Below are 23,115 nucleotides of genomic sequence, written 5' to 3' on the forward strand. Positions count from 1 at the left end.
ATGACCACGGATCCGCTGGACGACCTGCTGGACGGCTCGGCGCCGCCCACCCCCGCCCTCGCTGGACACGAGCTGCGGGCGATGATCGACGCGTCCCGTGGGCGCGCTCGGCCCCGCCTCCGGTCGCGCGGTGTGATCGCCGCGGTCACGGCGGTGGTCCTGGTGGGCGGCGCCGGGGTGGCCACCGCCTCCTCCGACTGGCTCTGGGGCGACGGCCTCGAGGATCCCGCGCGGAGCTACCGGTTCACCGCGCCGACCTGGGGAGAGTGCGAGATCCGCTTCAGCCGCCTGGACACGCACAACCCGCTGATCCAGGCCGATGTCGATCGTGTGATCGATCAATGGTTCGCCTCGGCGGATGTGGAGGCGGAGGCCGCGCCCTACGTGGACGGCCAACTGCGGATGCTCGAGCAGGGCGACGAGGCCGCGGGTGTTCCGACGACGGATCAGAATGCGGCGGACACCCGCGCCTGGATGGCTCATGAGGGCGCGTTGAACGAGGCGCTCCACGCCGAACTCGAGGAGCACGGGTTCGGTCCGATCCCCGGAGCCGACTCCCACTCCCAGGTGCATTGCGACGACGAAGCCTGGAGCGGCGAGTGAGCAGCCGTGCCGACGACGCGGCGCTGATCGGCGCGTTCGAGGCGTGCGCCCCGGATCTCCTGGCCTACCTCGCGCGTCGGGTCGGGGCGGATGACGCCGGCGACCTGCTCGGCGAGACGATGGTCGTCGCCTGGCGGCGCGTCCGGCATCTGCCCGACGACCCCGAACGGGCGCGGATGTGGCTGTTCGGAGTCGCTCGCAAGACCCTGCTCAACCACGCCCGCGGTGAGAGGCGTCGGCGCGCCCTGCACGAACGGATGCGGGGAGAGGGAGAGGGATCCCGGCTGCAGGCACCGCCGGCGGACGGGGGCGCGGAGGTGCGCGACGCCATCGCCCGCCTGGATCCCGACCTCGCGGAGGTCATCCGCCTGGTGCACTGGGACGGATTCAGCCTGACCGATGCGGCCGCACTGCTCGGGGTCCCCGCGTCCACGGTCCGGGGGCGTCACCAGCGGGCCAAGACACTGCTCCGTGCCGCGCTGAGCGTGGAGGCTCCGCTCGCGTAGAATCGTAGGCACCATGGCTACCTTTGGCACGCTCTCCGATCGGCTCACCGACACCTTCCGCAACCTGCGCACGAAGGGAAAGCTCACCGCCGCCGACGTCGACGGCACGGTGCGCGAGATCCGTCGTGCTCTGCTCGACGCCGACGTCGCGCTCGCGGTCGTCAAGGACTTCACCGCCAAGGTGCGCGAGCGCGCTCTCGGCGACGAGGTCAACAAGGCGCTGAACCCCGCGCAGCAGGTGGTGCAGATCGTCAACGAGGAGCTGGTCCAGATCCTCGGCGGAGAGCAGCGGCGCCTGCAGTTCGCCAAGACCGCGCCGACCGTGATCATGCTCGCCGGTCTTCAGGGCTCGGGAAAGACGACGTTCGCCGGCAAGCTGGCCAAGCAGCTCGAGGGCGAAGGGCACACGCCCCTCCTCGTCGCCGCCGACCTCCAGCGCCCGAACGCGGTGAACCAGCTCCAGGTGGTCGCCGAGCAGGCCGGAGCCACGGTGTACGCGCCCGAGCCGGGCAACGGCGTCGGCGATCCCGTCAAGGTGTCGCGCGACGGCGTCGAGTACGCCCGCCGCCAGCAGCACGACGTGGTCATCATCGACACCGCCGGCCGCCTCGGCGTCGACGCCGAGCTCATGAAGCAGGCCGCCGACATCCGCAAGGCCGTCGACCCGGACGAGGTGCTCTTCGTCATCGACGCGATGATCGGTCAGGACGCGGTCAACACCGCCAAGGCCTTCCAGGAGGGAGTGGACTTCACCGGCGTCGTCCTCTCGAAGCTCGACGGCGACGCCCGAGGCGGAGCGGCGCTCTCGGTCGCCTCGGTCACGGGGCGTCCGATCATCTTCGCCTCGACGGGCGAGCGGCTGGAGGACCTCGAGCCGTTCCACCCCGATCGTATGGCCAGCCGCATCCTCGACCTCGGTGACATCCTCACCCTCATCGAGCAGGCGCAGCAGGCGTTCGACGAGGACGAGGCGCGCAAGGTCGCCGAGAAGCTCGCGAACGAGGCCTTCACCCTGGAGGACTTCCTCGAGCAGCTTCAGCAGATGAAGAAGATGGGCTCGATGAAGAAGATGCTCGGGATGCTCCCGGGCATGGGGCAGATGAAGCAGCAGCTCGAGGACTTCGACGAGCGCGAGATCGACCGCACCGAGGCCATCATCCGCTCCATGACGCCGGTCGAGCGTCGCAACCCCAAGATCCTCAACGGTTCCCGTCGTCTGCGCATCGCGCGCGGCTCCGGCATGACCGTCACCGACGTCAACCAGCTCGTGCAGCGCTTCGAGCAGGCCGCGAAGATGATGAAGACCGTCGCTCGTGGCGGCACGCCGAACATCCCGGGCATGGGTCCGGTGCCCGGAATGGGCAAGCCCGGGGCCTCGTCGAAGCGCGGCAAGAAGGGCAAGGGCGGCGGCGGAAACCGCTCCCGCTCCGGCAACCCGGCGAAGCGCGCTGCGGAGAACGCCGGCCTCGCGGCTTCCACGGCACCCACCGGCTCGGGCTTCGGCCTCGGCGGGGGAGCGGAGGCACCGTCGGAGGCCGACCTCGCCGAGATCCAGAAGCTGTTCGGCAAGGGCTGAGCGGCCGGGACCTCAGCGCACGGCGACGGGCGCGGCCGATTGCTCGACCGCGGTCGCCGGCGTTCCTCGCGGCCGCGCCGCGAACTGCCCGCCGACGAGGGCGGCGAGCGTGATCAGGATGCCCGCCACCTGGACCATGGTGAAGCTCTCGCCGGCGATGAGCACGCCGAGCAGCGTCGCGACGATCGGCGAGAGCAGTGCGAGGAGGCCCGGCACGATCACGGGCAGGCGCTGGATACCGCGGAACCAGAGCGTGTAGGCGATGATTCCTCCCGCTGTCGCGAGCCAGAGGTAGCCGAGGAGCGCACCCGCGTCGAGGGCAGGAGGCGGGCCCTCGACCACGAAGGTGAGGGGGAGGAGCAACAGCCCTCCCGCCGTGAGCTGCCACCCCGCGTAGGCCACGGGACCGACGCCGGAGGGGCGGCCCCAGCGCTTGGTGAGGATCATCCCGAGGCCGGTGGCGGTCACGCCGCCGAGAGCCGCGACGAGGCCCCAGAAGTCCAGCGCGGCGGCAGGGCCGAGGACGACGAGGGCGACCCCCGCTGCCCCGGCGACGGCGGCGGCGGCGGATACCGGTCGGACACGTTCCCCGAGCACGATCGCTCCGAGCCCTAGCACGATCAGCGGCTGCGCTCCGGCGACGGCGGCGGCAACCCCACCGGGGAGGCGTTCGGCCGCAAGGAACAGCAGCGGGAAGAACGCGCCGATGTTCAGGGCCCCGAGCACGAGCACCTTGCCCCACCAGGACCCGTGCGGCAGACGGCGGGCCAGCAGCACCGCGAGGAGACCCGCAGGAAGCGAGCGGAGGAGGCCGGCGAGGAGCGGATGTCCGGCGGGGAGCAGCTCCGTCGTCACCAGGTACGTCGTACCCCACGTCGCAGGGGCGAGAGCCGTGACGAGGGTGAGGGTGAGGCGGTTCATGTCTCCAGGGTGCGCGCATCCGGGGTATGAGTCCAACGCATTCTTGTCACATGATCTATGAAGCGAGATCATGAGTGGATGGAGCTCCAGCATCTGCGGTATGTCGTCGCGGTGGCGGACACCGGTTCGTTCACCCGCGCGGCGGAGCGCTGTCATGTCACGCAGTCGGCGCTTAGCCACCAGGTCGCCGCTCTCGAACGCGAGTTGGGCGTGCGGCTGTTCGCGCGCACCAGTCGCAGCGTCCGCGCGACCGAGGCCGGAGAGGCGTTCCTCCGCCCCGCGCGTCTGGCGGTCCGCGCCGCAGACCAGGCCCGGGAGGATGCGGCGGCGGCGAGCGGGAAGGTGGTGGGCACGCTGCGACTGGGCGTCATCCCCACGGTGAGCGCTGTCGACGTCCCGGCGCTCCTCGTGGCCTATCGCGCCGCGCATCCAGCCGCCCGCGTGGAGCTCCGTGAGGGGAACAGCGATGCGCTCGTGGCGGCGATTCGACAGGGCGATCTCGACGCCGCATTCCTCGGGCTCCGGGAGGGCGTCGAGCCCGAGGGGGTCGCCTCCCGCGCGCTGTCCCGGGAACCGCTGGTGGCCGTGGTGCCCCGCGGGCATGAGCTGGGCCGGGCGAGGGAGGTGCAGCTGAGCGACCTCGCGGACTCCGCGTTCGCCGACTTCCCCGCCGGCACGTCGGGGCGAGCCCAGAGCGACGCGGCATTCCTGGCCGCGCGGGTGCGGCGTGATGTGGCTTTCGAATCCGACACGGCCGCGAGTCTGATCGGTCTGGTCGCGGCGGGCCTCGCCGTCACCCTGCTGGCGCCCGCGGTGGTGCGGGGGTACCGGGAGGTCGTCGACACGGTGGCGGTCCAGGATGGCCCGGTCCGTGTCGAGCACCTGGCCTGGGACGCCGCGGCAGCGCGCAGCGCCGCGCGCGCCTTCCTCGACATCGTCGCGGAAGGCCTCCTGAGCCCCTGATCGGTCTGCACGACCAGGGAACGGGTGTACGACGGAACCGCCGGAACGGGTGGGCAACCGTATTCGGATCGTGCAGGTGAACGGGCGGATGGCGGCCCGGAGACGACGAAGCGGGCCCGGGAAGAACCCGGACCCGCCTCGTCATGCGGTGATCAGCGCACGTCGTCGTCGACCCAGTCCATCGACTTGGTGACGGCCTTGCGCCACAGGCGCAGCTGACGGTCGCGCTCATCCGCGTCGAGCGAGGGCTCCCAGCGGCGGTCCTCCTGCCAGTTCGCGGACAGGTCGTCGAGACCGCTCCAGAAGCCGACCGCGAGACCGGCCGCGTAGGCCGCACCGAGCGCCGTGGTCTCCGCCACGACCGGACGCACGACCGGGACACCGAGGATGTCGGCCTGGAACTGCATGAGCGCGTCGTTGGCGACCATGCCGCCGTCGACCTTGAGCTCGCTGAGATCCACTCCGGCGTCCGCGTTGACCGCGTCGAGCACGTCACGGGTCTGGAAGGCCACGGCCTCCAGGGCGGCGCGCGCGATGTGGTTCTTGTTCGCGTAGCGGGTGAGGCCGACGATCGCGCCGCGGGCGTCAGGACGCCAGTACGGCGCGAAGAGACCCGAGAACGCGGGGACGATGTACACGCCGCCGTTGTCCTCGACCTTCTCGGCCAGCTCCTCGACCTCAGGGGCCGAGGAGATGATGCCGAGCTGGTCGCGCAGCCACTGGATGAGCGAGCCGGTGACCGCGATCGACCCCTCCAGCGCGTAGTGCGTGGGCTGGTCGCCGAGCTTGTAGCCGACGGTGGTGAGCAGTCCGTTCTTCGAGCGGACGATCTCCTCGCCCGTGTTGAAGATGAGGAAGCAGCCCGTGCCGTAGGTGTTCTTGCTCTCGCCCTTCTGGAACGCGGCCTGGCCGAACGTCGCCGCCTGCTGGTCGCCGAGGATGCCGGCGATCGGCGTCTCGCGGAGCAGCGATGAGCTCTCGGCCGCACCGTAGACCTCGGAGGAGGAGCGGATCTCCGGCATCATCGAGCGCGGCACGCCGAACGCCTCGAGGATGTCGTCGCGCCATTCCAGCGTCTCGAGGTCCATGAACATCGTGCGCGAGGCGTTGGTGACGTCGGTCGCGTGCACGCCGCCGTCGATGCCGCCCGTGAGGTTCCACAGGACCCAGGAGTCGGTCGTGCCGAAGAGCAGGTCTCCGGCCTCGGCCTTCTCGCGGGCGCCTTCGACGTTCTCCAGGATCCAGGTGATCTTGGTGCCGGAGAAGTACGTCGCCAGGGGGAGCCCGACGATCGACTTGAACCGGTCGACGCCCTCGTCGCCCGCGAGGCGGTTGACGATCTCCTGCGTGCGGGTGTCCTGCCAGACGATGGCGTTGTAGACCGGCTTGCCCGTGGTCTTGTCCCACACGACCGCGGTCTCGCGCTGATTCGTGATGCCCACGGCGGCGATGTCGTGGCGGGTGAGATCGGCGCGACCGAGGGCCAGACCGATCACCTCCTGGACATTGCGCCAGATCTCGGCGGCGTCGTGCTCGACCCATCCGGCCTTGGGAAGGATCTGCTCGTGCTCCTTCTGACCGGTGGCGACGATGCTGCCCTTCTTGTCGAAGATGATCGCGCGGCTCGACGTGGTGCCCTGGTCGATCGCGATGATGTAGTCAGCCATGTGTTCTCCTTTGAATTCCCGAGCGGTTGAGGGGGATCAGCCGGCGAGGCTGAGAAGGCCGGGGGCGGCGAGGGCGGCGATGACACCACCGATGAGCGGACCGACGACGGGCACCCACGAGTAGGACCAGTCGCTGGAACCCTTGCCCTGGATCGGGAGGATCGCGTGGGCGATGCGAGGACCGAGGTCACGCGCCGGGTTGATGGCGTATCCGGTCGGACCACCGAGCGATGCACCGATCGCGACCACCAGCAGGGCGACCGGAAGAGCGGTGAGCGGGCCGAGGCCACCGGGCGTGCCGACCTCGATGTCGCCGTAGTCCGCGAACGCGAAGATGACGAAGACGAGGACGAAGGTGCCGATGATCTCCGTGACGAGGTTCCAGCCGTACGAGCGGATGGCGGGGCCGGTGGAGAAGACGCCGAGCTTGTTGGCGGCCTCCGGCTCCTGGTCGAAGTGCTGCTTGTAGGCGAGCCAGACGACGATGGCACCGATGATCGCGCCGAGGAGTTCCGCCCCGGTCGCGGTGAGGAACATCGTGAAGTCGATGCCCTTGGCGGGATCCAGCAGGTTCTGCACCCAGAGGCCGATACCGACGGCCGGGTTCAGGATGGCACCGGAGTACGCCGAGACGAGCACACCCGCGAACACCGCGAGACCCCATCCCCAGTTGACCATCAGGAAGCCGCCGCCGAAGCCCTTGTTCTTCGCCAGGGCGACGTTCGCCACCACACCGCAGCCGAGCAGGACCAGCATCGCTGTGCCGACGAGCTCCGAGAGGAAGTAGAGACCGAGACTGACGTCAGTCATGTCTTCGTTGACCTTTCTTGCGGGTCGGGGCCCCTCTGCCCCGACCCCTTATGGGGTAGCACCGCGAGGAGGGCGCGGTGGTCGGGGCCCCGTCAGCCGCGGGTGCGGGACGGGATGTCGAGTCCGTGTCGCTCGTTCAGCAGCAGGCGCGTCTGCTCCACCTCGGCGTCGTGACGCTCTCGGTCCCATCCGAGGAGCGGTGCCAGGGCGTCGGCGATCTCGTCGAGGACTTCTGCCTGCGCTCCACCGGTGAAGGCGATGCTGGTGCGGCGGAGGATGACGTCCTCGAGACGGGCGACCATCTCCTCGTTGACCATCCACTCCAGCTCACGGGTCGACAGGTCGCCGCCGGCGAGGGGGGCGTCGTCCCCCTGCTCGACGAACGCCCAGACGGCCGCCGCTCCGGTGCCGTAACGGGCGAGGAGCTGATCGGCCCGAGCGCCGGCGCCGGCGAGGTTCTCCTGGATCCAGATCCGCTTCGCCTTCTCGGTGCGCGGGAACTCGCGTCCGCCGCCGATCGCGCGTCCGGCCGTGGAGACGGTGCGCGTGCGGCCGAGGAGGCCGAGCACGGTGTCGGAGAGCGACTCTCCCAGGGCGCGGAACGTGGTCCACTTGCCGCCCACGAGGCTCACCAGCGGGACGGCGCCCTTGCGGTCGACCTCGACGCGGTAGTCGCGCGAGACGAATCCGGGAGCGGTGTCCTCGTGGCGGGGGAGCGGCCGGATGCCGGAGAAGTTGTAGACGATCTGCTCGCGGGTCACCGAGATCGACGGGAACACGTGGTGGATGAGGTCGAAGAAGTAGTCGATCTCCTCCTCCGTGCACACCGGCACCTCGCGCGGGTCGGCGTCGATGTCGGTGGTGCCCACGAGGACGCGCCCCTTGAGCGGGTAGATCAGCACGATACGGCCGTCGGAGTGCTCGAAGAAGATCTCGCGACCTCGCGTCGCCTCGAGCAGCTCCGGGTGGTCGAGCACGATGTGCGAGCCCTTGGTGCCGCCCATGAAATGGGTGTCGGTGCCGAGCGCGTCGTTCGTGAGGTCGGTCCACGGGCCGGAGGCGTTCACGACGACATCCGCGGTCACGGTGAACTCGGTGCCGCTCTCGCGGTCACGGAGGGTGATCTGCTCGCCGTCGCGGCCGATCGCCTCGACGTAGTTGAGAGCCACCGCACCCGGGTGGCTCGCGCGGCCGTCCTGCAGCACGTCGAGCGCCAGGCGCTCCGGATCGTGCATCGAGGCGTCGTAGTACGTGGCCGTGTACTTGATCTTCGGGTCCATCGACGGCAGCTCGGCAAGGGACTTCTTGCGTCCGAGGAAGCGGTGGCGGGGCACGGTGCCGCCGTCGCGGGAGAACGTGTCGTAGATGGTGAGGCCGACCTTGATGAGGAAGGCGCCGCGCTCCTTCGGCTTCCCGCTCTTGTGCGTGAGGAACCGGAGGGGAGCGGAGAGGATCCCCGAGAACGTGGAGTAGATCGGGATCGTCGTCTGCAGCGGCTTGACGTAGTGCGGGGCGATCTTGAGCAGGCCGTTGCGCTCTTCCACCGACTCCCGGACGAGGCGGAACTCGCCGTTCTCGAGGTAGCGGATGCCGCCGTGGATCATGTGGCTCGAGGCCGCGGAGGCACCGGAGGCGAAGTCGCCGCGTTCGACCAGGACGACGTCCACACCCTGCAGGGCCAGATCACGGAACGTCGAGATGCCGTTGATGCCGCCGCCGATGACGAGGACGCTGGTGCGCCCGGATTCCCGGAGCGCGCGGACCGCGTCCCGCTCCGGGGACGTGTGGGTGGAATCGATCATCATCGACCCTCTCTTCCTTGCTTGCCACCAGCATCGACCTCCGTGACGCCGCGCGCAAGCTGGCTGCACATATGTGCAAGGATCGAGGGAGAGGAGGTCATCATGGCGGGATCCGGAGCACCGTCGCGCGACGGGAAGCTGATCGCCGCGCTCACGGCCGCGCAGCTGTACTACATGCAGGACAAGACCATGGAGGTCATCGCGCAGGAGCTCGGCACCTCCCGGTCGTCCGTGTCACGGTTGCTCAGCTTCGCGCGGGAGAGCGGCCTCGTCGACATCCGGATCAACTCCCCCCTGGAGCGTCTGGGAATGCTCGAGCAGCGCATCAGGGATCGGCACCGCGTGGTGGCGCACGTCGTGCCGATGGCGGAGATCGTGAGCGAGGTCGAGCGACTGGAGCGCGTGGCGCTGACCGCAGGACGCCTCCTGTCCCAGTTCGTCGACTCCAACATGATCGTCGGCGTGGCGTGGGGATCGACGATCAGCGCGGTCAGTCGCGGTCTCACCCAGAAGGAGACGCACAACACGACGTTCGTGCAGCTCAACGGCGCCGGGAACACCCAGACCAGCGGTGTGGAGTACTCCAGCGACATCCTGCAGCGCTTCGGGAGCGCGTTCGGTGCGCAGGTGCAGCAGTTCCCCGTGCCCGCCTTCTTCGACGACCCCGCCACCCGGGAGGCTATGTGGCGCGAGCGCAGCACCCGCCGCGTGCTCGATCTGCAGGCGAAGATGGACATTGCCGTGTTCAGCCTCGGGTCTCCGGCGGCGGAGGTGCCCAGCCGCGTCTACGTCGGCGGTTACCTCGGGCGGGAGGACTACCGCAGTCTGCGGGAGGACCATGCGATCGGCGACGTGGCGACGGTCTTCTTCCGTGCCGACGGCTCCTGGCGCGACATCCGGCTCAACGCGCGGGCGACGGGGCCGGGACTCGACCGGCTCCGGCGGGTGCCGCGTCGCGTGTGCGTCGTCTCGGGTGTGCCCAAGCTCGCGAGTCTGCGGGCGGCGATAGCCGCCGAGCTGATCACGGACGTGGTGCTCGACGAGGGTCTCGCACGTCGACTCGTCGAGGACTGAGTCGCGTCCGCGTCACTCGCCTTCGATCGACGACTGCGGTCCGGTCCGGAACTCCCGGATGAGGCGCTGGACCACGGCGCGGAGATCGCCGTCCGTGGCGTCGGCGACCGCGAGCTGACGGGCATAGCTCGCCCCGCCGTCGAGGATCGACGCGATGCTGCCGAACTCCCGGACGCATCCGAGCTCGACGGCGACCGGGGCCAGTTCCTCGATCTTCTCGGTCAGGTGCTCGCGAACGGGGCGCTGCGTGCCGATCGTGTCGACGATGACGCGCGCGTCCAGGCCGTATCGGGCCGCGCGCCACTTGTTCTCGCGGTGGAACCAGGCCGGAAGATCGGGGAGTGCCGCGCCTTCGTCGAGAAGTCGGGAGAAGTGCTCGACGAGGACCTGTACGAGCGCGGCCACCGCGGCCATCTCGGAGAGCGTCGAGAGGCCGTCGCACGCGCGGACCTCGATCGTGCCCCAGCGCGGAGCGGGGCGGATGTCCCAGCGCACCTCGGTGGCATCGGCCATCACGCCGGTGCGGACCATGTCGTCCAGATACCGCTCGAACTCCGACCAGTCCCGGAGCGGCCAGGGCAAGCCCGCCGTCGGCAGCTGCTGGAAGACGAGCGCGCGGTTGGAGGCGTACCCCGTGCGCTCCCCGGCCCAGAACGGACTGGACGCCGACAGAGCCTGGAGATGGGGAAGATACGCCGACAGTGCGTTGATGATGGGGAAGACCTTGCGCTGCTCGTCGACGCCCACGTGCACGTGGATACCCCAGATCATCATGTTGCGCCCCCACCACTGGGTGCGCTCGATGAGGCTGTGATAGCGGGTCTTGTCTGTCACCGACTGGTCGTACCACTGGGCGAAGGGGTGGCTTCCGGCGGAGAGCAGCTCGATGCCGGCCGGATCGGTGGCCGACCGCACCGCCGCGATCGCGTTCGCGATGTCATCGACGGCGTGCGCGACGGAATCGCCGATCCCGCTGGTCACCTCGATGGTGTTCGTGAGCAGCTCGCCGGTGACGGTGTGGCGCTCGTCCTCGCTCTCCGCCTCCAGTGCGGCGAGGAGCTCCGGTGCGCGACCGACGAGATCACCGGTCTCGGGATCGGCGAGCATGATCTCCCACTCGAGACCGACGGTGGAGCGGGCCGAAGCGGCGAAGTCGAGCTGCACGGGGACAGTCTGACACGGGCCGGGGCCGACTCCGCAACGCCGTGTCGCCGGGTTTCGCGCCCGGCGCGCGCATCTGGCAGAATAGAGGGTCGGACGACGTGCTCGACCCTCTATCCAGCACTCGTCCTCCTCATTTGAGCTTCCGCCGGGTGTGCACCCCACGCTCCAGGCGACCGGTTCGTTTCCTTCCACACCATTCAGGAGAATCGTGGCTGTCAAGATTCGTCTCAAGCGCATGGGCAAGATCCGCGCGCCGTACTACCGCATCGTCGTCGCCGACTCGCGCACCAAGCGCGACGGTCGTGTGATCGAGGAGATCGGCAAGTACCACCCCACCGAGGAGCCCTCCTTCATCGAGGTCGACTCCGAGCGTGCGCAGTACTGGCTCTCCGTCGGCGCGCAGCCGACCGAGCAGGTCACCGCCATCCTCAAGATCACGGGCGACTGGGGCACCTTCAAGGGCGACAAGGACGCCAAGTCCACCCTCAAGGTCGCCGAGCCGAAGGCCGCCTTCGAGGTCGACGCCTCCAAGAAGTCCGTCGTGAAGCCCAAGGCGGAGAAGAAGGAGGAGGCCCCCGCTGCGGAGGCCCCCGCCGCTGACGCCGACGCGGAGGCCGCTGAGGCTTCCGCCGCCGACGCCGAGTAATCCATCGTGCTCGCCGCCGCGCTCGAACACATCGTCAAGGGGATCGTCGATCACCCCGAAGATGTGCGCATCCACGAATCCTCGTCGCCCCGTGGCGACCTGCTCGAGGTGCGTGTGCACCCCGACGACCGTGGACGCGTGATCGGGCGCGGCGGCCGCACGGCCAAGGCCCTGCGCACCCTCGTGAGTGCACTCGCCGACGGGCGTCGTGTCCGCGTCGATGTCGCGGACGACTGACGTGGTGTCGCAGGACCGCACCCAAGGCCGTAACCAACTGCGCGTCGGGCGCCTGGTCAAGGCTCACGGGCTCAAGGGCGCGCTGAAGCTCGAGCTCTACACCGACAATCCGGAGCGGCGCTTCGTCCCCGGGGCCGCGTTCACGTTGCAGGTGCCAGAGGCATCTCCGTGGCACGGCAAGGAGATCGTCGTCCGCGAATACCGCGTGATGAACGGCAACCCCGTCGTCTTCTTCGAGGACGTGGACGATCGCACCGCCGCCGAGAGCCTCGTCCGCGCCATCCTCTGGATGGACCAGGACGAGGACGAGACCGAGGACAACGCCTGGTTCGACCACCAGCTCGTCGGCCTGGACGTCGTGCGGGACGAGGTCGTCGTCGGCCGCGTGGTCCGCGTCGAGCACCTGCCGGCGCATGACCTCCTGATCGTGAAGCCGTCGTCGGGCGGGAGCACGGACGAGGTGATGGTCCCGTTCGTCGAGGCCATCGTCCCCACCGTCGACGTCGCGGCCGGACGGGTCATCGTCACCCCTCCCGCCGGGCTCTTCGAGGAGCTTCCCGAGTCGGAGGACGAGACCACCGCCTCCGACGCTGCCGAGTGACCGCTGATACGGTTCCCCCGTGCGCATCGACGTCGTCTCCATCTTCCCCTCGTACTTCGACGGACTGACGCTCTCCCTGCTCGGCAAGGCCCGCGGCTCGGGTCTGCTCGACCTCCAGGTGCATGATCTTCGCGACTGGACGCACGACCGCCATCGCACCGTCGACGACACTCCGTACGGCGGAGGAGCGGGCATGGTCATGAAGCCCGAGCCGTGGGGGCTCGCCCTCGACGAGCTCACCGCGGATACCGCCGCGCCGCCGACCATCATCTTCCCGTCGCCGGCGGGCGAGGTCTTCACCCAGGCGACCGCGCGGGAGCTCGCGGGGCGCGACCACCTCGTGTTCGGCTGCGGGCGCTACGAGGGCATCGACGAGCGCGTCTTCGAGTACGCCGCCGAGCGTGGCGAGGTCCGGCTGCTGAGCCTCGGTGACTACGTGCTCAACGGCGGCGAGGTCGCGACGATGGCCATGATCGAGGCCATCGGCCGTCTCATCCCCGGGGTCGTCGGCAATCCGGAGAGCCTGGTCGAGGAGTCGCACGAGGACGGCCTCCTCGAGTACCCGTCGTACACGAAGCCCTCCGTCTGGCGTGACCGTGCGGTACCGGATGTGCTCCTCAGCGGCAACCACGGGGCGATCGCGGCATGGCGGCGCGAGCAGCAGCTCGTCCGCACGCGGCTGCGCCGCCCCGATCTGCTTCCGGACGCGCCGACCGACGACTGACCGCACCGCGACCGTCTGCGGCGACGACTGCTGTTAGCGTCGAGACATGGTGGATGTGACACGCGCGCGATCGTTCGAAGGCATCGGCGAGGAGTACGACCGCTACCGACCGGGCTTCCCGGAGCGTGCGGCCGACATCATCGTTCCGGCGCCGGTGGCCACGGCGCTCGACCTCGGCGCCGGCACCGGCAAGTTCACCAGCCTGCTCGTCGAGCGTGCGGCGCGGGTGATCGCCGTCGAGCCTTCCGCGCCGATGCTCGCCGTCCTCGCCCGGACGCTGCCGACGGTCGAGGCGCGGCCAGGGACCGCGGAGAGCATCCCCGTGCCGGACGGTTCCGTCGATGTCGTCAGCGTCGCGCAGGCGTTCCACTGGTTCGACCGGGATACGGCGGCGGCCGAGATCGCCCGCGCACTCGTCGCCGACGGGACGCTCGGGCTGCTCTGGAATCGCGCCGACCCCGCCTGTGCGTGGGATCTCGCCTGCCATCGGGTGGCGCATCCCGCGGTCGGCGCGGACGACGACACCTCCGCATCGGCGACCGACATCCCCGGCTTCGTCCTGGAAACCCACGAGGAGGTGCGCTGGACGGAGCGGATCAGCCGCGAGGTCTACCTCCGACGCTGGGGCACGGTGAGCAGTCTCCTCGTGGCGGACGACGCGGAGCGTGCAGGGATGGTGGCGGCCCTGGAGGCGGTGCTGGACGGCGCGGACGAGACGCGCGGGAAGGCGGAGTTCGGCCTCCCCCATCTCACCGATGTGTTCCGCTACCGCCGCGTATGAGGATCTGGTCGCTGCACCCTGAGTACCTCGACCGTCAGGGTCTCGTCGCCTGCTGGCGGGAGACGCTGCTCGCGCAGGCGGTGCTCGCCGACGCCACGAAGGGGTATCAGCGACACCCGCAGCTCGAGCGCTTCCGGGAGGCAGCGGATCCGCTGGCCGCGGTGGGCGCGTACCTCGTCGCTGTCGCCGACGAGGCGGACGCCCGCGGCTACCGTTTCGACCGCACGCGCATCCGGCGCCGGGAGCCTGCCGTTCCGACCATGCCGGTCACCGCGGGCCAGCTCGCGCGGGAATGGGAGCACCTGCGTGCGAAGCTCGCCGAGCGCAGTCCTGAGGTGCTTCAGCGGCACGGGGATGTGGCGCTCCCGAAGGCGCACCCGCTGTTCACCGTCGTGCCGGGGCCGGTCGCATCCTGGGAACGCGCCGACCCGGCGGCCGAGGTCAGTCCACCCCGAGGAACGAGCGATCCGTCAGGATGATCGGCCCGTCGTCGGTGATCGCGATGGTGTGCTCGGAGTGCGCCCCTCGGGACCCGTCCGCGCTGCGCAGCGTCCACCCGTCGGGGTCGGTGACCAGCTCGTCCGTGGTCGCGAGGAACCAGGGCTCCAGCGCGAGCACAAGGCCGGCGCGGAGCGGGAACCCGCGGCCCGCGCGGCCGTCGTTCGCGACGTGGGGGTCGCCGTGCATCGTGCGGCCCACGCCATGCCCGCCGAAGTCGGTGTTGATGGAGTACCCCTCGCCGTGCGCGATCTCTGCGATGGCAGCGGAGATGTCACCGATGCGGTGCCCGACCACCGAGGTCTCGATCGCGGCGGTCAGCGCGCGCTCGGTGGTGTCGATGAGACGCAGGTCCTCATCCCGCGGCGTGCCCACGACGAAGGAGACCGCGGAATCCGCGACCCAGCCGTCGACCGAGACGGCGAAGTCGAGGGTGACGAGGTCGCCGTCCTTGAGTGCGTAGTCATGGGGGAGACCGTGCAGCACCGCGTCGTTCACCGAGGTGCAGATGACCTTGCCGAACGGGCTCGCGCCGAACGACGGGTGGTAGTCGATGTAGCAGGACTCGGCGCCCGCCTTGCGGATCATGTCGTGGGCCCGGCGGTCGATCGCCAGGAGGTTGGTGCCGACCTTCGTCTCGTCGCGCAGGGTCGCCAGCGTCTCGGCGACGAACCGGCCTGCCGCGCGCATCTCATCGATCTCGGCAGGGGTGCGCAGCTCGATCATCAGTGTCCTCTCGTCCCGTCCATTCTCCCTGATCGTGCGGACACCCGGCGCCTCCCGCTCTCAGCGAACACCTGTGACGCGGACGTGACGTCCCCGTAGCATCGGAGCATGTGGATCCGACAGGCCTTCTTCCGCTGGCTGCTGCCCTCGGCCTTCCTCCTGCCGCTGTGGCTGCTCATCGGCTGGGCCGTCTTCCAGGGCGGGTGGTCGATCCTCTGGGTGCTGCTCATCGCGATGCCCTCGGTCTTCGTGGGACAGCTCCTGCTCACGCTGCTGACGCGTTCCCGGCCGTCTGTCCGCGCCGAGCGCGCCCTGTCGTGGTGGGACGTCGCCGGGTTCGGTCTCTGGCACGCGCTGACGATCGCGGTCGGCTTCTTCATCGATGGCGCTTTCGGTTGGCTCCTCGCCGCCGCCATCGTGGTGGGCATCGGACTGGTGTGGCTGCAGCTGTGGCAGCTCTGGAACGAAGCACGGGGGAGTGGAGCGCGGATTCGCGAGACCATCTCCTGGTCGACGATGACCGCGCCCCGCGCGGAGACGACGCAGACCAGCGTGCACGAGGTGATCGTGGTGCGGGAGACCGACGACCGGCCCTGAGCGCTCGTTTTGGTGGGGCCTGCCATCCGTGGCAGAATGGTTCTTTGTGCCGTGACCGGCTCTGCCCCAGGGGAGCCCGCGGACGCGTCAGCGCCGTTCGGCACACTCCCATTCTTGTTCCTTCCTAATCCGTGCATCCGACCTGAGGCGAGTGCAGAGAGAGACGATCATGCAGATCCTCGACGCCGTCGACGCGGCTTCGCTCCGTTCCGACATCCCCGAGTTCTTCCCCGGTGACACCGTCAAGGTGCACGTCAACATCACCGAGGGCAACCGTTCTCGTATCCAGGTCTTCCAGGGCGTCGTCATCGGCCGCCAGGGCGACAGCGTCCGCGAGACCTTCACCGTCCGGAAGATCAGCTTCCAGGTGGGCGTCGAGCGTACTTTCCCCGTGCACTCCCCGGTGATCGACCACATCGAGGTCGTCACCCGCGGTGACGTGCGTCGCGCCAAGCTCTACTACCTGCGCGAGCTCCGCGGCAAGAAGGCGAAGATCAAGGAGAAGCGCGTCAACAACTGACGCGAAGCTTCTTCACAGCACCCCGGGACACGATGTCCCGGGGTGCTTTCGTTCTGTCCCCGGTGTGCGAACCTTGTTACTGCCGTGCGCTCACGGTGCACTCTTCGAGAAGGAACCAGATGACTGACTCTCCGTCCGCACGCCCGACACGACGGCGGCGCGGGTTCCTGGTCTTCCTCCGTGACGTGCTGGTCATCGTCGTCATCGCCGCGCTGGTGTCGTTCGTCATCAAGACGTTCGTGGTCCGATCGTTCTACATCCCGTCGGCCTCCATGGAGCGCACGCTGCTGATCGACGACCGCATCCTCGTCGACGAGCTCACCCCGCGCTGGACCGGCTATGAGCGCGGTGACATCGTCGTCTTCAAGGATCCGGGCGGCTGGCTCGACCCGATGCCGCAGACACCTGCACAGCCGCCGCTGGTCCAGGCCATCGACTGGGTGCTCACATTTGTCGGCATCTCGGCAACCGACACCCAGGACCATCTGGTCAAGCGGGTGATCGGCGTCGAAGGTGACCATGTGGTGTGCTGCAACGCGCTGGGGCAGATCACGATCAACGGTGCCCCGATCGATGAGCTGAGCTACCTGAACCTCCCCGAGGGCGACACCGCGGCCTCCAACGAACCTTTCGACGTCGTCGTGCCCGAGGACTCCGTGTGGCTCCTCGGCGACAACCGGGACCGCTCCCGCGACGCCCGTGCACACCAGGAGCTGCCCAGCGGCGGTTTCGTCCCGGTGTCCAACATCGTGGGCAAGGCGTTCCTGACGACCTGGCCGCTCGACCGCTTCGGACCGATCGACGGCCACCACGAGATCTTCAACGGAGTGCCGGACCCCGAATGACTGTCATCGCGCCTCGACTGACCCTGGAGCGGAAGCTGCTGGGGGAGTGCGACCTGATCATCGCCCTCGACGAGGTCGGTCGCGGGGCGCTGGCCGGGCCGGTGGCCGTCGGGGCGGCGGTGATGGACGCCAAGGGGGCTCGTCGCCGCGTGCCGGAGGGGCTGCGCGACTCGAAGCTCGTCCCCGAGCGCCGGCGCCCCGACGTCGCCGCCCGCGCGGCTGCGTGGGTGCAGGCCTCGGGCGTCGGCTGGGCGACCGCCGCGGAGGTCGACGAGGTCGGGATCATGCGGGCGCTGGGCCTTGCCGCCTCCCGCGCCGTGCTGGCGGTGGTGGCGCAGGGTGCCACGGTCGAGAACGCTCTGGTCCTCCTCGACGGCAACCACGACTACGTCTCGCGCGTGCATCCTGGGCCCTTGAACGTCCGGCCGGTCGTCAAAGCGGACCGCGACTGCGCCTCGGTGTCGGCGGCGTCGGTGATCGCGAAGGTCGCCAGGGACGGGTACATGGCCGAGCTCCACGAGGATCACCGCGATTACCAGTGGGACCGCAACAAGGGATACGCGAGTCCGGAGCACCGGGAGGCAATCCGGTCGTTCGGCCTCTCACCGTTCCACCGTTCGTCGTGGGCGATCGCCGACGCACCGACGCTCTTCTGAGCGGTCGCGGCCGGGATGCCGCGACCGGCGCCCGCCGACCATAGGATGGACTCATCATGGATGAGGAAGCCTTCGACGACTACGACCGTGAGCTCGAGCTCGCGCTGTTCCGCGAGTACCGCGACGTCGTCTCTCAGTTCCAGTACGTCGTGGAGACCGAGCGTCGCTTCTACCTGGCCAACGAGGTCAACGTCGTGCGCCGGGACACCGAGCACGACTTCTACTTCGAGATCTCCATGAGCGATGTGTGGGTGTGGGACATCTACCGTGCGGACCGGTTCGTGAAGGCCGTCCGGGTGCTCACGTTCAAGGACGTGAACGTCGAGGAGCTGCAACGCCGCGAGTTCGAACTGCCGCAGGAGCTCTCGCTCGACGGAGAGTGACTCCAGCCGCCGTTCCTGCACAACGGTGACGTTCTCCGTTGTTTCCACAGCGGCCGGGCTGTCTGCTCCGGACCGCGGGGGTCACGGGGTGGCCCCGGGAATCCTGTGGGGATGGCAGCGAAAGACGACCTCGGGCGAGCCGGGGAACAGCAGGCAGCGGACTACCTGACGAAGCGCGGGTATCGCATCGTCGATCGAAACTGGCGGTGTCCGCAGGGCGAACTGGACATCGTCGCCGTCGTCGGTCGGCATCTGTCCGTGGTCGAGGTGAAGACACGGCGGTCGGCGTCCTTCGGGCACCCGTTCGACGCCATCGACGACCGGAAGCGCCGGCGGCTGTGGCAGCTCGCCTATGCGTGGCGGGCTGCGCATCCGGATCTGGCAAGGGGACGGGTGCTGCGGGTGGAGGCGGTCGGCATCGTGGGGGCGGTTCCGGAGACCGCGTCCATCGAGCACCTCGAGGACATCGCGTGAGCACCGCTCGGACGTGGTCGGTGGCCCTCACCGGGGCGGAGGGGCATGTCGTCGAGGTCGAGGCCGACCTCTCGCCGCAGACGCCGGAGTTCCGCATCATCGGCCTCCCCGACAAGTCTCTGGGCGAGGCGGTGCAGCGCGTGCACAACGCCTGCGTGAACTCCGGGCTCTCGCTGCCCCGGCGGCGTCTGACGGTGAACCTCTCGCCGGCGAGTCTGCCCAAGCACGGGTCCGCCTTCGACCTCGCGATCGCGGTCGCCTCCCTCGCCGCGAGCGACATGCTCGCTCGTCGTGCCGTGCGGCAGACGGTGCACCTGGGGGAGGTCGGGCTGGATGGCCGTCTGCGGCCCGTCCCCGGTGTGCTTCCCGCGGTCTTCGCCGCTGCACGCGCCGGCTTCGAGCGCGTGATCGTGCCGCACGGCAACGCGACGGAAGCCGGTCTCGTCGCCGGCGTCGAGGTGCGCGCCGCCGCGTCGCTCGCCGAGGTGGCAGTCTGGCACGGGGCCGAGGTGGAGGTGCCGGATGTCGAGCCGGTTCCCGGCCCGCAGCCGCCGGAGGGAGAACCGGACGACCGGGACCTCAGCGATGTCCTCGGACAGGAGGAAGCCGTCGAGGCCCTCATCGTCGCGGCCGCGGGCGGCCACAACATGCTCCTGAGCGGTCCGCCGGGAGCAGGCAAGACGATGCTCGCCGGGCGACTGCCCGGGATCATGCCGCCGCTGACGGAGCAGGAGGCCATCGAGGTCGCTTCCGTGCGCTCCCTCTGCGGCGAGGCCGTGACCGGGCTCGACCACCAGCCTCCGCTGGTCGCTCCGCACCACAGCGCCTCGGTGGCGGCGATGGTCGGCGGCGGGTCGCGGACGGCGCGCCCCGGCGCGGTCGCACGGGCTCATCGGGGCGTGCTCTTCCTCGACGAAGCGGCCGAGTTCCCCCGGGTGGCCTTGGACGCGCTCCGTCAGCCACTCGAGACCGGCTTCGTCGACGTGCATCGATCCGGCTTCGTCGTGCGGTTCCCGGCGCGGTTCCAGCTGCTCCTGGCGATGAACCCGTGTCCGTGCGGGAACCGGGGGGTGCGTGACGGCGACTGCATCTGCCCACCGCAGGCGCTGCGACGCTACGCGACTCGCCTCTCCGGGCCATTACGCGATCGTCTCGACATCGATCTGCCGGTCTCGCGCGTCGCCGCCTCACGCTCGCTCGCGGGGGAGCGCTCCGGGGTGACCACCGTCGAGGCCCGGCGCCGCGTCGGCGAGGCGCGCGCTCGAGCGGAGCGGCGATGGCGTGGCACGCCCTGGCGACGCAATGCGGAGGTTCCCGGGACCCTGCTCCGGCACGGCGGATTCCGCCTCCCGCCAGACGCGCGGGCCGGTCTCGATCGGGCACTGGAACGAGGGGCGTTGACGCTCCGCGGATACGACCGCGTCCTCCGGGTGGCCTGGACCATGGCCGACCTCGCCGGACACGACCTCCCCGGAACGGACGAGATCGGCCGCGCGCTCCTTCTGCGGACGGGGGTGGCGCGGTGATCGACGAACTCGTCTCCCAGCAGGATGCGCTCGACGCCGCTCGGAGACTGCGCGGCACCGACGACGTGGCGGAGGCGCTCGCACGTGTCGCCTGGTCCGTCATCGCCGATCCCGGGGACGCCGTCGCCGCGACCCTCGTGCGCGAGTTCGGACCTGTCGACGGCATGCGTTTCGCTCTCGACGCGCGGGGACGGTCATGGCCGATGGTCCGCGCCGCGGGCGCACGACGGGCGCTCGACGAGGCGCGGGCGCGGTGGCGACAGCGTGCCGATCCGGCGGCTGTGATCGATGCCCTCCGGCGGGCGCAGACGACGGGCGCCCATCTGCTCCTTCCGGGAGATCCCGACTGGCCGCTCGCCGTCGACGATCTGGATACGGAGGGTCCGGTGGTGCTGTGGGCGCGCGGGCGCCCGGAGCTCCTGACCAGCGCGGCACGCGTCGCCATCGTGGGCGCCAGGGCGGCCACCGCCTACGGGGAGCGCGTCGCCGCCGACCTCTCCGGCGATCTGGCCGCCGCGGGGACGGCTGTCGTGTCGGGCGGCGCGTACGGCATCGACGGGGCAGCCCACCGCGCCGCGTTGACTGTCGGTGGGGGGACGATCGCGGTTCTCGCCGGAGGCGTGGACCGCCCGTACCCCGCCGGGCACCGCAACCTTCTCACGCGGATTGCTGTCGACGGGGTCGTGGTCAGCGAGGTGCCCTGCGGGACGGCGCCGACCCGGTGGCGCTTCCTCGCCCGCAACCGACTGATCGCGGCACTGGGGCAGGCGACGGTGGTCGTCGAGGCCGGGTGGCGCAGTGGCTCCCTCAACACGGCGGGGCACGCGGCAACGCTCGGCAGGCCACTCGGCGCGGTGCCCGGTCCCGTCACCTCCGCCTCGTCGGCCGGCTGTCATCGGTTGCTCCGCGAGTACGACGCGGTGTGCGTCACCTCCGCGGCGGAGGTGGCCGAGATGCTCCCGATCGACGCGCGGTCGCCGCACGCACACGATGCCACGGAGGAGGGGCGGGTCCTGCTGCTCCGTGCCCTGAGCACCCGGACCGCTCGGACGGAGGCGGAGCTCGCGCAGCGCGCGGATCTCACCGTCGAGCGGACCAGGGCACTGCTCGGCCTCCTCGATCTCGACGGCCTTGCGCGGCGGGACGGGGACGGCTGGCGCGGGATCGGCGCGGCACGGACGTCATAGGACGGCTCGCGGCGGGGCGCGCGGCTCGGGGGGCGGGGGCGGGCCAGGGTGGAGGTATGGACTTCGCGGTCGCTGTCGAGGCGTTCGCCGACCACCTGGAGAAGGTGCGCCGGCTGTCGCCCGCGACCGTGAAGGCGTATCGCTCCGACCTGCGGGACCTCGGGGCGAGCGTGGCGGGCGGTCCGGTGGACCGGATCGACCTGGAGATGCTGCGTGAATGGCTGTGGCAGGCGACCCAGCGCGGCGACGCGCGAGCGACCCTGGCCCGACGTGCGGCCACCGCGCGAGCGTTCTTCGGCTGGGCGCGCGAGCAGGACATCATCCCCATCGACCCGAGTCTTCGGCTCGTGGCGCCGAAACGGGCCAAGACGCTGCCGACCGTGGCATCGAAGGACGCGATGTCCGAGCTGTTGGAACGCCATCGGCAGGCCGCATCCTCGGGCGAGCCCGTCGCCCTCCGTGACCACGCCGTCCTGGAGCTTCTCTACGGCTCCGCGGTCCGCGTCTCCGAGCTCTGCGGTCTCGACATCGACGACCTCGATCTCGACCGCGGGACGGCTCTTGTGCGGGGCAAGGGCGACAAGGAGCGCGTCGTGCCATTCGGTGCCCCGGCCAGGGATGCACTCGGTGCGTACCTGCGCCGCGCTCGCCCGGCGCTCCTCAGCAGGGCCGCGGGTGCCTCGCCTGCCGTCTTCCTCGGAAGCCGCGGCGCCCGGCTGGGACCGCGGACGGTCTACGAGGTGGTCGCCCGTGCGCTCGCACCCGTCGTCGGCGCGGAGACCGTCGGGCCGCACGCCCTCCGCCACACGGCAGCGACGCATCTGCTCGACGGCGGCGCCGACCTGCGCGCCGTGCAGGAGATCCTGGGGCACGCGAGCCTCGGCACGACGCAGATCTATACGCATGTCTCGGCGGAGCGGCTGACGGCGACGTACCGGCTGGCGCATCCTCGCGCCTGAGCGGCTGCCCGCTCGGTCGGAGATCAGGTCCCGCAGCAGGGCAGGAGACGGGCCCGCAGGACGGCGCCGAACAGCAGCATCGGGTTGATGTACTCCCCATCGCGCCGCACACCGACATGCAGCGCGCCAGGAGCCGTGTGCCCACCTGTGGAGACCCGACCGATCTCCTGACCCCGGCTGACCGTGTCGCCCGCCCGGAGCGAAGACTCCAGCGGCTCGAACGAGCTCACCAGGCCATCTGTGTGTCGGATGGTCAGCACGGGACGATCGACGACCACGCCCTGGAATGCGACCACTCCGTCCGCCGGAGCGCCGACAGCGGTACCGACGGCGGCGGTGACGTCCATGCCCCGGTGTCCGGGACCGTAGGCGTGCGCCGGTGCGCGATACGCGGCGCTCACATGGCGGCCACCGTCGACGGGCCATCGCCATGCACCCTCCGAGGCGGAACTGTCGGCCGGGGACGGGCCGGAGCGGGATGCCGTCGCCGTGTGTACGGACGCAGGGGCGGCGAGTGGGGCGCCGCCGCCGCCCAGAAGCACGAGACAGGCGAGCGCCGCCGTGATCGCGACGCGAGCGGCACGAGACGAGTGTGAACGGACAAGGTGAGGGGAACCGGAGGGAGAAGTCATGCGGTGAGTGTGCGCCGGGGGCGATCGCGCGGACCGG

The 23,115-nt window shown here is 70.1% G+C and carries 27 protein-coding genes; 20 read left to right on the forward strand and 7 right to left on the reverse strand.

Annotated elements, in window-relative coordinates:
- Genes AC3B5L_RS07890 through ffh form a run of 3 tightly spaced genes read left to right on the forward strand, consistent with a single transcriptional unit; the run spans nt 1 to nt 2,685 of the window.
- The gene (locus AC3B5L_RS07890) at nt 1-603 is read left to right on the forward strand and encodes a hypothetical protein (RefSeq protein ID WP_490096375.1); all 603 of its coding nucleotides are present in this window, start codon (nt 1-3) and stop codon (nt 601-603) included.
- The gene (locus AC3B5L_RS07895) at nt 600-1,109 is read left to right on the forward strand and encodes an RNA polymerase sigma factor (RefSeq protein ID WP_490096376.1); all 510 of its coding nucleotides are present in this window, start codon (nt 600-602) and stop codon (nt 1,107-1,109) included. The genes AC3B5L_RS07890 and AC3B5L_RS07895 overlap by 4 nt, the downstream gene beginning before the upstream one ends.
- 13 nt (nt 1,110-1,122) lie before the next feature.
- Nucleotides 1,123-2,685 carry a signal recognition particle protein gene (gene ffh, locus AC3B5L_RS07900; protein WP_490096377.1) on the forward strand — a complete coding sequence of 521 codons (1,563 nt, stop codon included), beginning with the start codon at nt 1,123-1,125 and terminating at the stop codon, nt 2,683-2,685.
- A 12-nt stretch (nt 2,686-2,697) separates the two neighbouring features.
- On the opposite strand, the gene AC3B5L_RS07905 is transcribed toward ffh, so the two are convergent.
- On the reverse strand, nt 2,698-3,606 hold the full coding sequence (locus AC3B5L_RS07905; protein ID WP_490096378.1) for an EamA family transporter: 909 nt from the start codon (nt 3,604-3,606) through the stop codon (nt 2,698-2,700).
- A 78-nt stretch (nt 3,607-3,684) separates the two neighbouring features.
- Here AC3B5L_RS07905 and AC3B5L_RS07910 point away from each other — a divergent pair, with 78 nt between their 5' ends.
- The gene (locus AC3B5L_RS07910; RefSeq protein ID WP_280567973.1) at nt 3,685-4,569 is read left to right on the forward strand and encodes a LysR family transcriptional regulator; all 885 of its coding nucleotides are present in this window, start codon (nt 3,685-3,687) and stop codon (nt 4,567-4,569) included.
- 152 nt (nt 4,570-4,721) lie between these two features.
- Here AC3B5L_RS07910 and glpK read toward each other — a convergent pair whose 3' ends face one another.
- The 3 genes from glpK to AC3B5L_RS07925 all read right to left on the reverse strand — a co-directional run bounded on the left by glpK (nt 4,722) and on the right by AC3B5L_RS07925 (nt 8,848).
- Nucleotides 4,722-6,236 carry a glycerol kinase GlpK gene (gene glpK / locus AC3B5L_RS07915; RefSeq protein ID WP_187663980.1) on the reverse strand — a complete coding sequence of 505 codons (1,515 nt, stop codon included), beginning with the start codon at nt 6,234-6,236 and terminating at the stop codon, nt 4,722-4,724.
- A 36-nt stretch (nt 6,237-6,272) separates the two neighbouring features.
- On the reverse strand, nt 6,273-7,046 hold the full coding sequence (locus AC3B5L_RS07920; RefSeq protein WP_490096379.1) for an MIP/aquaporin family protein: 774 nt from the start codon (nt 7,044-7,046) through the stop codon (nt 6,273-6,275).
- A 92-nt stretch (nt 7,047-7,138) separates the two neighbouring features.
- Complete coding sequence (locus tag AC3B5L_RS07925) at nt 7,139-8,848, reverse strand: glycerol-3-phosphate dehydrogenase/oxidase (RefSeq protein ID WP_187663982.1); 1,710 nt, start codon at nt 8,846-8,848, stop codon at nt 7,139-7,141.
- A 102-nt stretch (nt 8,849-8,950) separates the two neighbouring features.
- Here AC3B5L_RS07925 and AC3B5L_RS07930 point away from each other — a divergent pair, with 102 nt between their 5' ends.
- Nucleotides 8,951-9,922: a sugar-binding transcriptional regulator gene (locus tag AC3B5L_RS07930; RefSeq protein WP_187663983.1), complete on the forward strand. Its 972-nt coding sequence runs from the start codon at nt 8,951-8,953 to the stop codon at nt 9,920-9,922.
- 12 nt (nt 9,923-9,934) lie between these two features.
- Here AC3B5L_RS07930 and AC3B5L_RS07935 read toward each other — a convergent pair whose 3' ends face one another.
- Nucleotides 9,935-11,086 carry a glutamate--cysteine ligase gene (locus tag AC3B5L_RS07935; protein WP_490096380.1) on the reverse strand — a complete coding sequence of 384 codons (1,152 nt, stop codon included), beginning with the start codon at nt 11,084-11,086 and terminating at the stop codon, nt 9,935-9,937.
- 208 nt (nt 11,087-11,294) lie between these two features.
- On the opposite strand from AC3B5L_RS07935, the gene rpsP reads away from it, so the two are divergent.
- The 6 genes from rpsP to AC3B5L_RS07965 are packed head-to-tail and all read left to right on the forward strand — an operon-like array spanning nt 11,295 to nt 14,554.
- On the forward strand, nt 11,295-11,732 hold the full coding sequence (rpsP, locus tag AC3B5L_RS07940; RefSeq protein ID WP_280567961.1) for a 30S ribosomal protein S16: 438 nt from the start codon (nt 11,295-11,297) through the stop codon (nt 11,730-11,732).
- A gap of 6 nt (nt 11,733-11,738) precedes the next feature.
- Nucleotides 11,739-11,969 carry an RNA-binding protein gene (locus AC3B5L_RS07945; protein WP_025103341.1) on the forward strand — a complete coding sequence of 77 codons (231 nt, stop codon included), beginning with the start codon at nt 11,739-11,741 and terminating at the stop codon, nt 11,967-11,969.
- Nucleotides 11,953-12,570, forward strand: coding sequence for a ribosome maturation factor RimM (rimM, locus tag AC3B5L_RS07950; RefSeq protein WP_187663986.1), 618 nt, complete (start codon nt 11,953-11,955; stop codon nt 12,568-12,570). The genes AC3B5L_RS07945 and rimM overlap by 17 nt, the downstream gene beginning before the upstream one ends.
- A 19-nt stretch (nt 12,571-12,589) precedes the next feature.
- Nucleotides 12,590-13,294, forward strand: a complete 705-nt coding sequence (gene trmD / locus AC3B5L_RS07955; protein ID WP_280567952.1) for a tRNA (guanosine(37)-N1)-methyltransferase TrmD — start codon at nt 12,590-12,592, stop codon at nt 13,292-13,294.
- A 46-nt stretch (nt 13,295-13,340) separates the two neighbouring features.
- On the forward strand, nt 13,341-14,075 hold the full coding sequence (locus AC3B5L_RS07960) for a class I SAM-dependent methyltransferase (RefSeq protein WP_280567949.1): 735 nt from the start codon (nt 13,341-13,343) through the stop codon (nt 14,073-14,075).
- A complete protein-coding gene (locus AC3B5L_RS07965; RefSeq protein ID WP_187663989.1) occupies nt 14,072-14,554 on the forward strand; it encodes a pyrimidine dimer DNA glycosylase/endonuclease V in 483 nt (160 codons plus the stop codon). Before AC3B5L_RS07960 ends, AC3B5L_RS07965 begins: the two co-directional genes overlap by 4 nt.
- On the opposite strand, the gene map is transcribed toward AC3B5L_RS07965, so the two are convergent.
- A complete protein-coding gene (gene map / locus AC3B5L_RS07970; RefSeq protein WP_280567943.1) occupies nt 14,517-15,299 on the reverse strand; it encodes a type I methionyl aminopeptidase in 783 nt (260 codons plus the stop codon). The genes AC3B5L_RS07965 and map overlap by 38 nt on opposite strands.
- 108 nt (nt 15,300-15,407) lie before the next feature.
- Between map and AC3B5L_RS07975 the strand changes: the two genes are divergently transcribed.
- From AC3B5L_RS07975 to AC3B5L_RS08015, 9 genes are all read left to right on the forward strand, one after another.
- Nucleotides 15,408-15,896: an MFS transporter permease gene (locus AC3B5L_RS07975; protein WP_280567940.1), complete on the forward strand. Its 489-nt coding sequence runs from the start codon at nt 15,408-15,410 to the stop codon at nt 15,894-15,896.
- 169 nt (nt 15,897-16,065) lie between these two features.
- Nucleotides 16,066-16,416, forward strand: coding sequence for a 50S ribosomal protein L19 (gene rplS / locus AC3B5L_RS07980; protein ID WP_025103348.1), 351 nt, complete (start codon nt 16,066-16,068; stop codon nt 16,414-16,416).
- 119 nt (nt 16,417-16,535) lie between these two features.
- The gene (lepB, locus tag AC3B5L_RS07985; RefSeq protein WP_187663992.1) at nt 16,536-17,261 is read left to right on the forward strand and encodes a signal peptidase I; all 726 of its coding nucleotides are present in this window, start codon (nt 16,536-16,538) and stop codon (nt 17,259-17,261) included.
- On the forward strand, nt 17,258-17,917 hold the full coding sequence (rnhB, locus tag AC3B5L_RS07990; RefSeq protein WP_280571768.1) for a ribonuclease HII: 660 nt from the start codon (nt 17,258-17,260) through the stop codon (nt 17,915-17,917). Before lepB ends, rnhB begins: the two co-directional genes overlap by 4 nt.
- A gap of 56 nt (nt 17,918-17,973) precedes the next feature.
- Nucleotides 17,974-18,300: a DUF2469 family protein gene (locus AC3B5L_RS07995; protein ID WP_017204525.1), complete on the forward strand. Its 327-nt coding sequence runs from the start codon at nt 17,974-17,976 to the stop codon at nt 18,298-18,300.
- Nucleotides 18,301-18,411: 111 nt separating this feature from the next.
- Nucleotides 18,412-18,774: a YraN family protein gene (locus AC3B5L_RS08000; protein ID WP_187663994.1), complete on the forward strand. Its 363-nt coding sequence runs from the start codon at nt 18,412-18,414 to the stop codon at nt 18,772-18,774.
- A complete protein-coding gene (locus AC3B5L_RS08005; RefSeq protein ID WP_280567138.1) occupies nt 18,771-20,300 on the forward strand; it encodes a YifB family Mg chelatase-like AAA ATPase in 1,530 nt (509 codons plus the stop codon). Before AC3B5L_RS08000 ends, AC3B5L_RS08005 begins: the two co-directional genes overlap by 4 nt.
- Nucleotides 20,297-21,487 carry a DNA-processing protein DprA gene (dprA, locus tag AC3B5L_RS08010; RefSeq protein ID WP_280567137.1) on the forward strand — a complete coding sequence of 397 codons (1,191 nt, stop codon included), beginning with the start codon at nt 20,297-20,299 and terminating at the stop codon, nt 21,485-21,487. Before AC3B5L_RS08005 ends, dprA begins: the two co-directional genes overlap by 4 nt.
- A 56-nt stretch (nt 21,488-21,543) precedes the next feature.
- Nucleotides 21,544-22,446: a tyrosine-type recombinase/integrase gene (locus AC3B5L_RS08015; protein WP_280567136.1), complete on the forward strand. Its 903-nt coding sequence runs from the start codon at nt 21,544-21,546 to the stop codon at nt 22,444-22,446.
- Nucleotides 22,447-22,469: 23 nt separating this feature from the next.
- Here AC3B5L_RS08015 and AC3B5L_RS08020 read toward each other — a convergent pair whose 3' ends face one another.
- Nucleotides 22,470-23,078, reverse strand: coding sequence for a murein hydrolase activator EnvC family protein (locus tag AC3B5L_RS08020; RefSeq protein WP_280567135.1), 609 nt, complete (start codon nt 23,076-23,078; stop codon nt 22,470-22,472).
- Nucleotides 23,079-23,115: the final 37 nt, after the last annotated feature.

This window comes from Microbacterium sp. C-MGS6, assembly GCF_058140415.1.

Excerpts from the sequence above, each read along its gene's own strand:
- AC3B5L_RS07890 (WP_490096375.1), top strand. The coding sequence starts at position 1 with ATGACCACGGATCCGCTGGACGACCTGCTGGACGGCTCGGCGCCGCCC.
- AC3B5L_RS08020 (WP_280567135.1), bottom strand. The coding sequence starts at position 23,078 with ATGACTTCTCCCTCCGGTTCCCCTCACCTTGTCCGTTCACACTCGTCT.
- map (WP_280567943.1), bottom strand. The coding sequence starts at position 15,299 with ATGATCGAGCTGCGCACCCCTGCCGAGATCGATGAGATGCGCGCGGCA.
- ffh (WP_490096377.1), top strand. The coding sequence starts at position 1,123 with ATGGCTACCTTTGGCACGCTCTCCGATCGGCTCACCGACACCTTCCGC.
- lepB (WP_187663992.1), top strand. The coding sequence starts at position 16,536 with ATGACTGACTCTCCGTCCGCACGCCCGACACGACGGCGGCGCGGGTTC.
- glpK (WP_187663980.1), bottom strand. The coding sequence starts at position 6,236 with ATGGCTGACTACATCATCGCGATCGACCAGGGCACCACGTCGAGCCGC.
- AC3B5L_RS07975 (WP_280567940.1), top strand. The coding sequence starts at position 15,408 with ATGTGGATCCGACAGGCCTTCTTCCGCTGGCTGCTGCCCTCGGCCTTC.
- AC3B5L_RS07930 (WP_187663983.1), top strand. The coding sequence starts at position 8,951 with ATGGCGGGATCCGGAGCACCGTCGCGCGACGGGAAGCTGATCGCCGCG.
- rplS (WP_025103348.1), top strand. The coding sequence starts at position 16,066 with ATGCAGATCCTCGACGCCGTCGACGCGGCTTCGCTCCGTTCCGACATC.
- AC3B5L_RS07995 (WP_017204525.1), top strand. The coding sequence starts at position 17,974 with ATGGATGAGGAAGCCTTCGACGACTACGACCGTGAGCTCGAGCTCGCG.
- AC3B5L_RS07910 (WP_280567973.1), top strand. The coding sequence starts at position 3,685 with ATGGAGCTCCAGCATCTGCGGTATGTCGTCGCGGTGGCGGACACCGGT.
- AC3B5L_RS08015 (WP_280567136.1), top strand. The coding sequence starts at position 21,544 with ATGGACTTCGCGGTCGCTGTCGAGGCGTTCGCCGACCACCTGGAGAAG.
- AC3B5L_RS07960 (WP_280567949.1), top strand. The coding sequence starts at position 13,341 with ATGGTGGATGTGACACGCGCGCGATCGTTCGAAGGCATCGGCGAGGAG.
- rnhB (WP_280571768.1), top strand. The coding sequence starts at position 17,258 with ATGACTGTCATCGCGCCTCGACTGACCCTGGAGCGGAAGCTGCTGGGG.
- AC3B5L_RS07920 (WP_490096379.1), bottom strand. The coding sequence starts at position 7,046 with ATGACTGACGTCAGTCTCGGTCTCTACTTCCTCTCGGAGCTCGTCGGC.
- AC3B5L_RS07905 (WP_490096378.1), bottom strand. The coding sequence starts at position 3,606 with ATGAACCGCCTCACCCTCACCCTCGTCACGGCTCTCGCCCCTGCGACG.
- AC3B5L_RS07925 (WP_187663982.1), bottom strand. The coding sequence starts at position 8,848 with ATGATCGATTCCACCCACACGTCCCCGGAGCGGGACGCGGTCCGCGCG.
- AC3B5L_RS08000 (WP_187663994.1), top strand. The coding sequence starts at position 18,412 with ATGGCAGCGAAAGACGACCTCGGGCGAGCCGGGGAACAGCAGGCAGCG.
- rimM (WP_187663986.1), top strand. The coding sequence starts at position 11,953 with ATGTCGCGGACGACTGACGTGGTGTCGCAGGACCGCACCCAAGGCCGT.
- AC3B5L_RS07965 (WP_187663989.1), top strand. The coding sequence starts at position 14,072 with ATGAGGATCTGGTCGCTGCACCCTGAGTACCTCGACCGTCAGGGTCTC.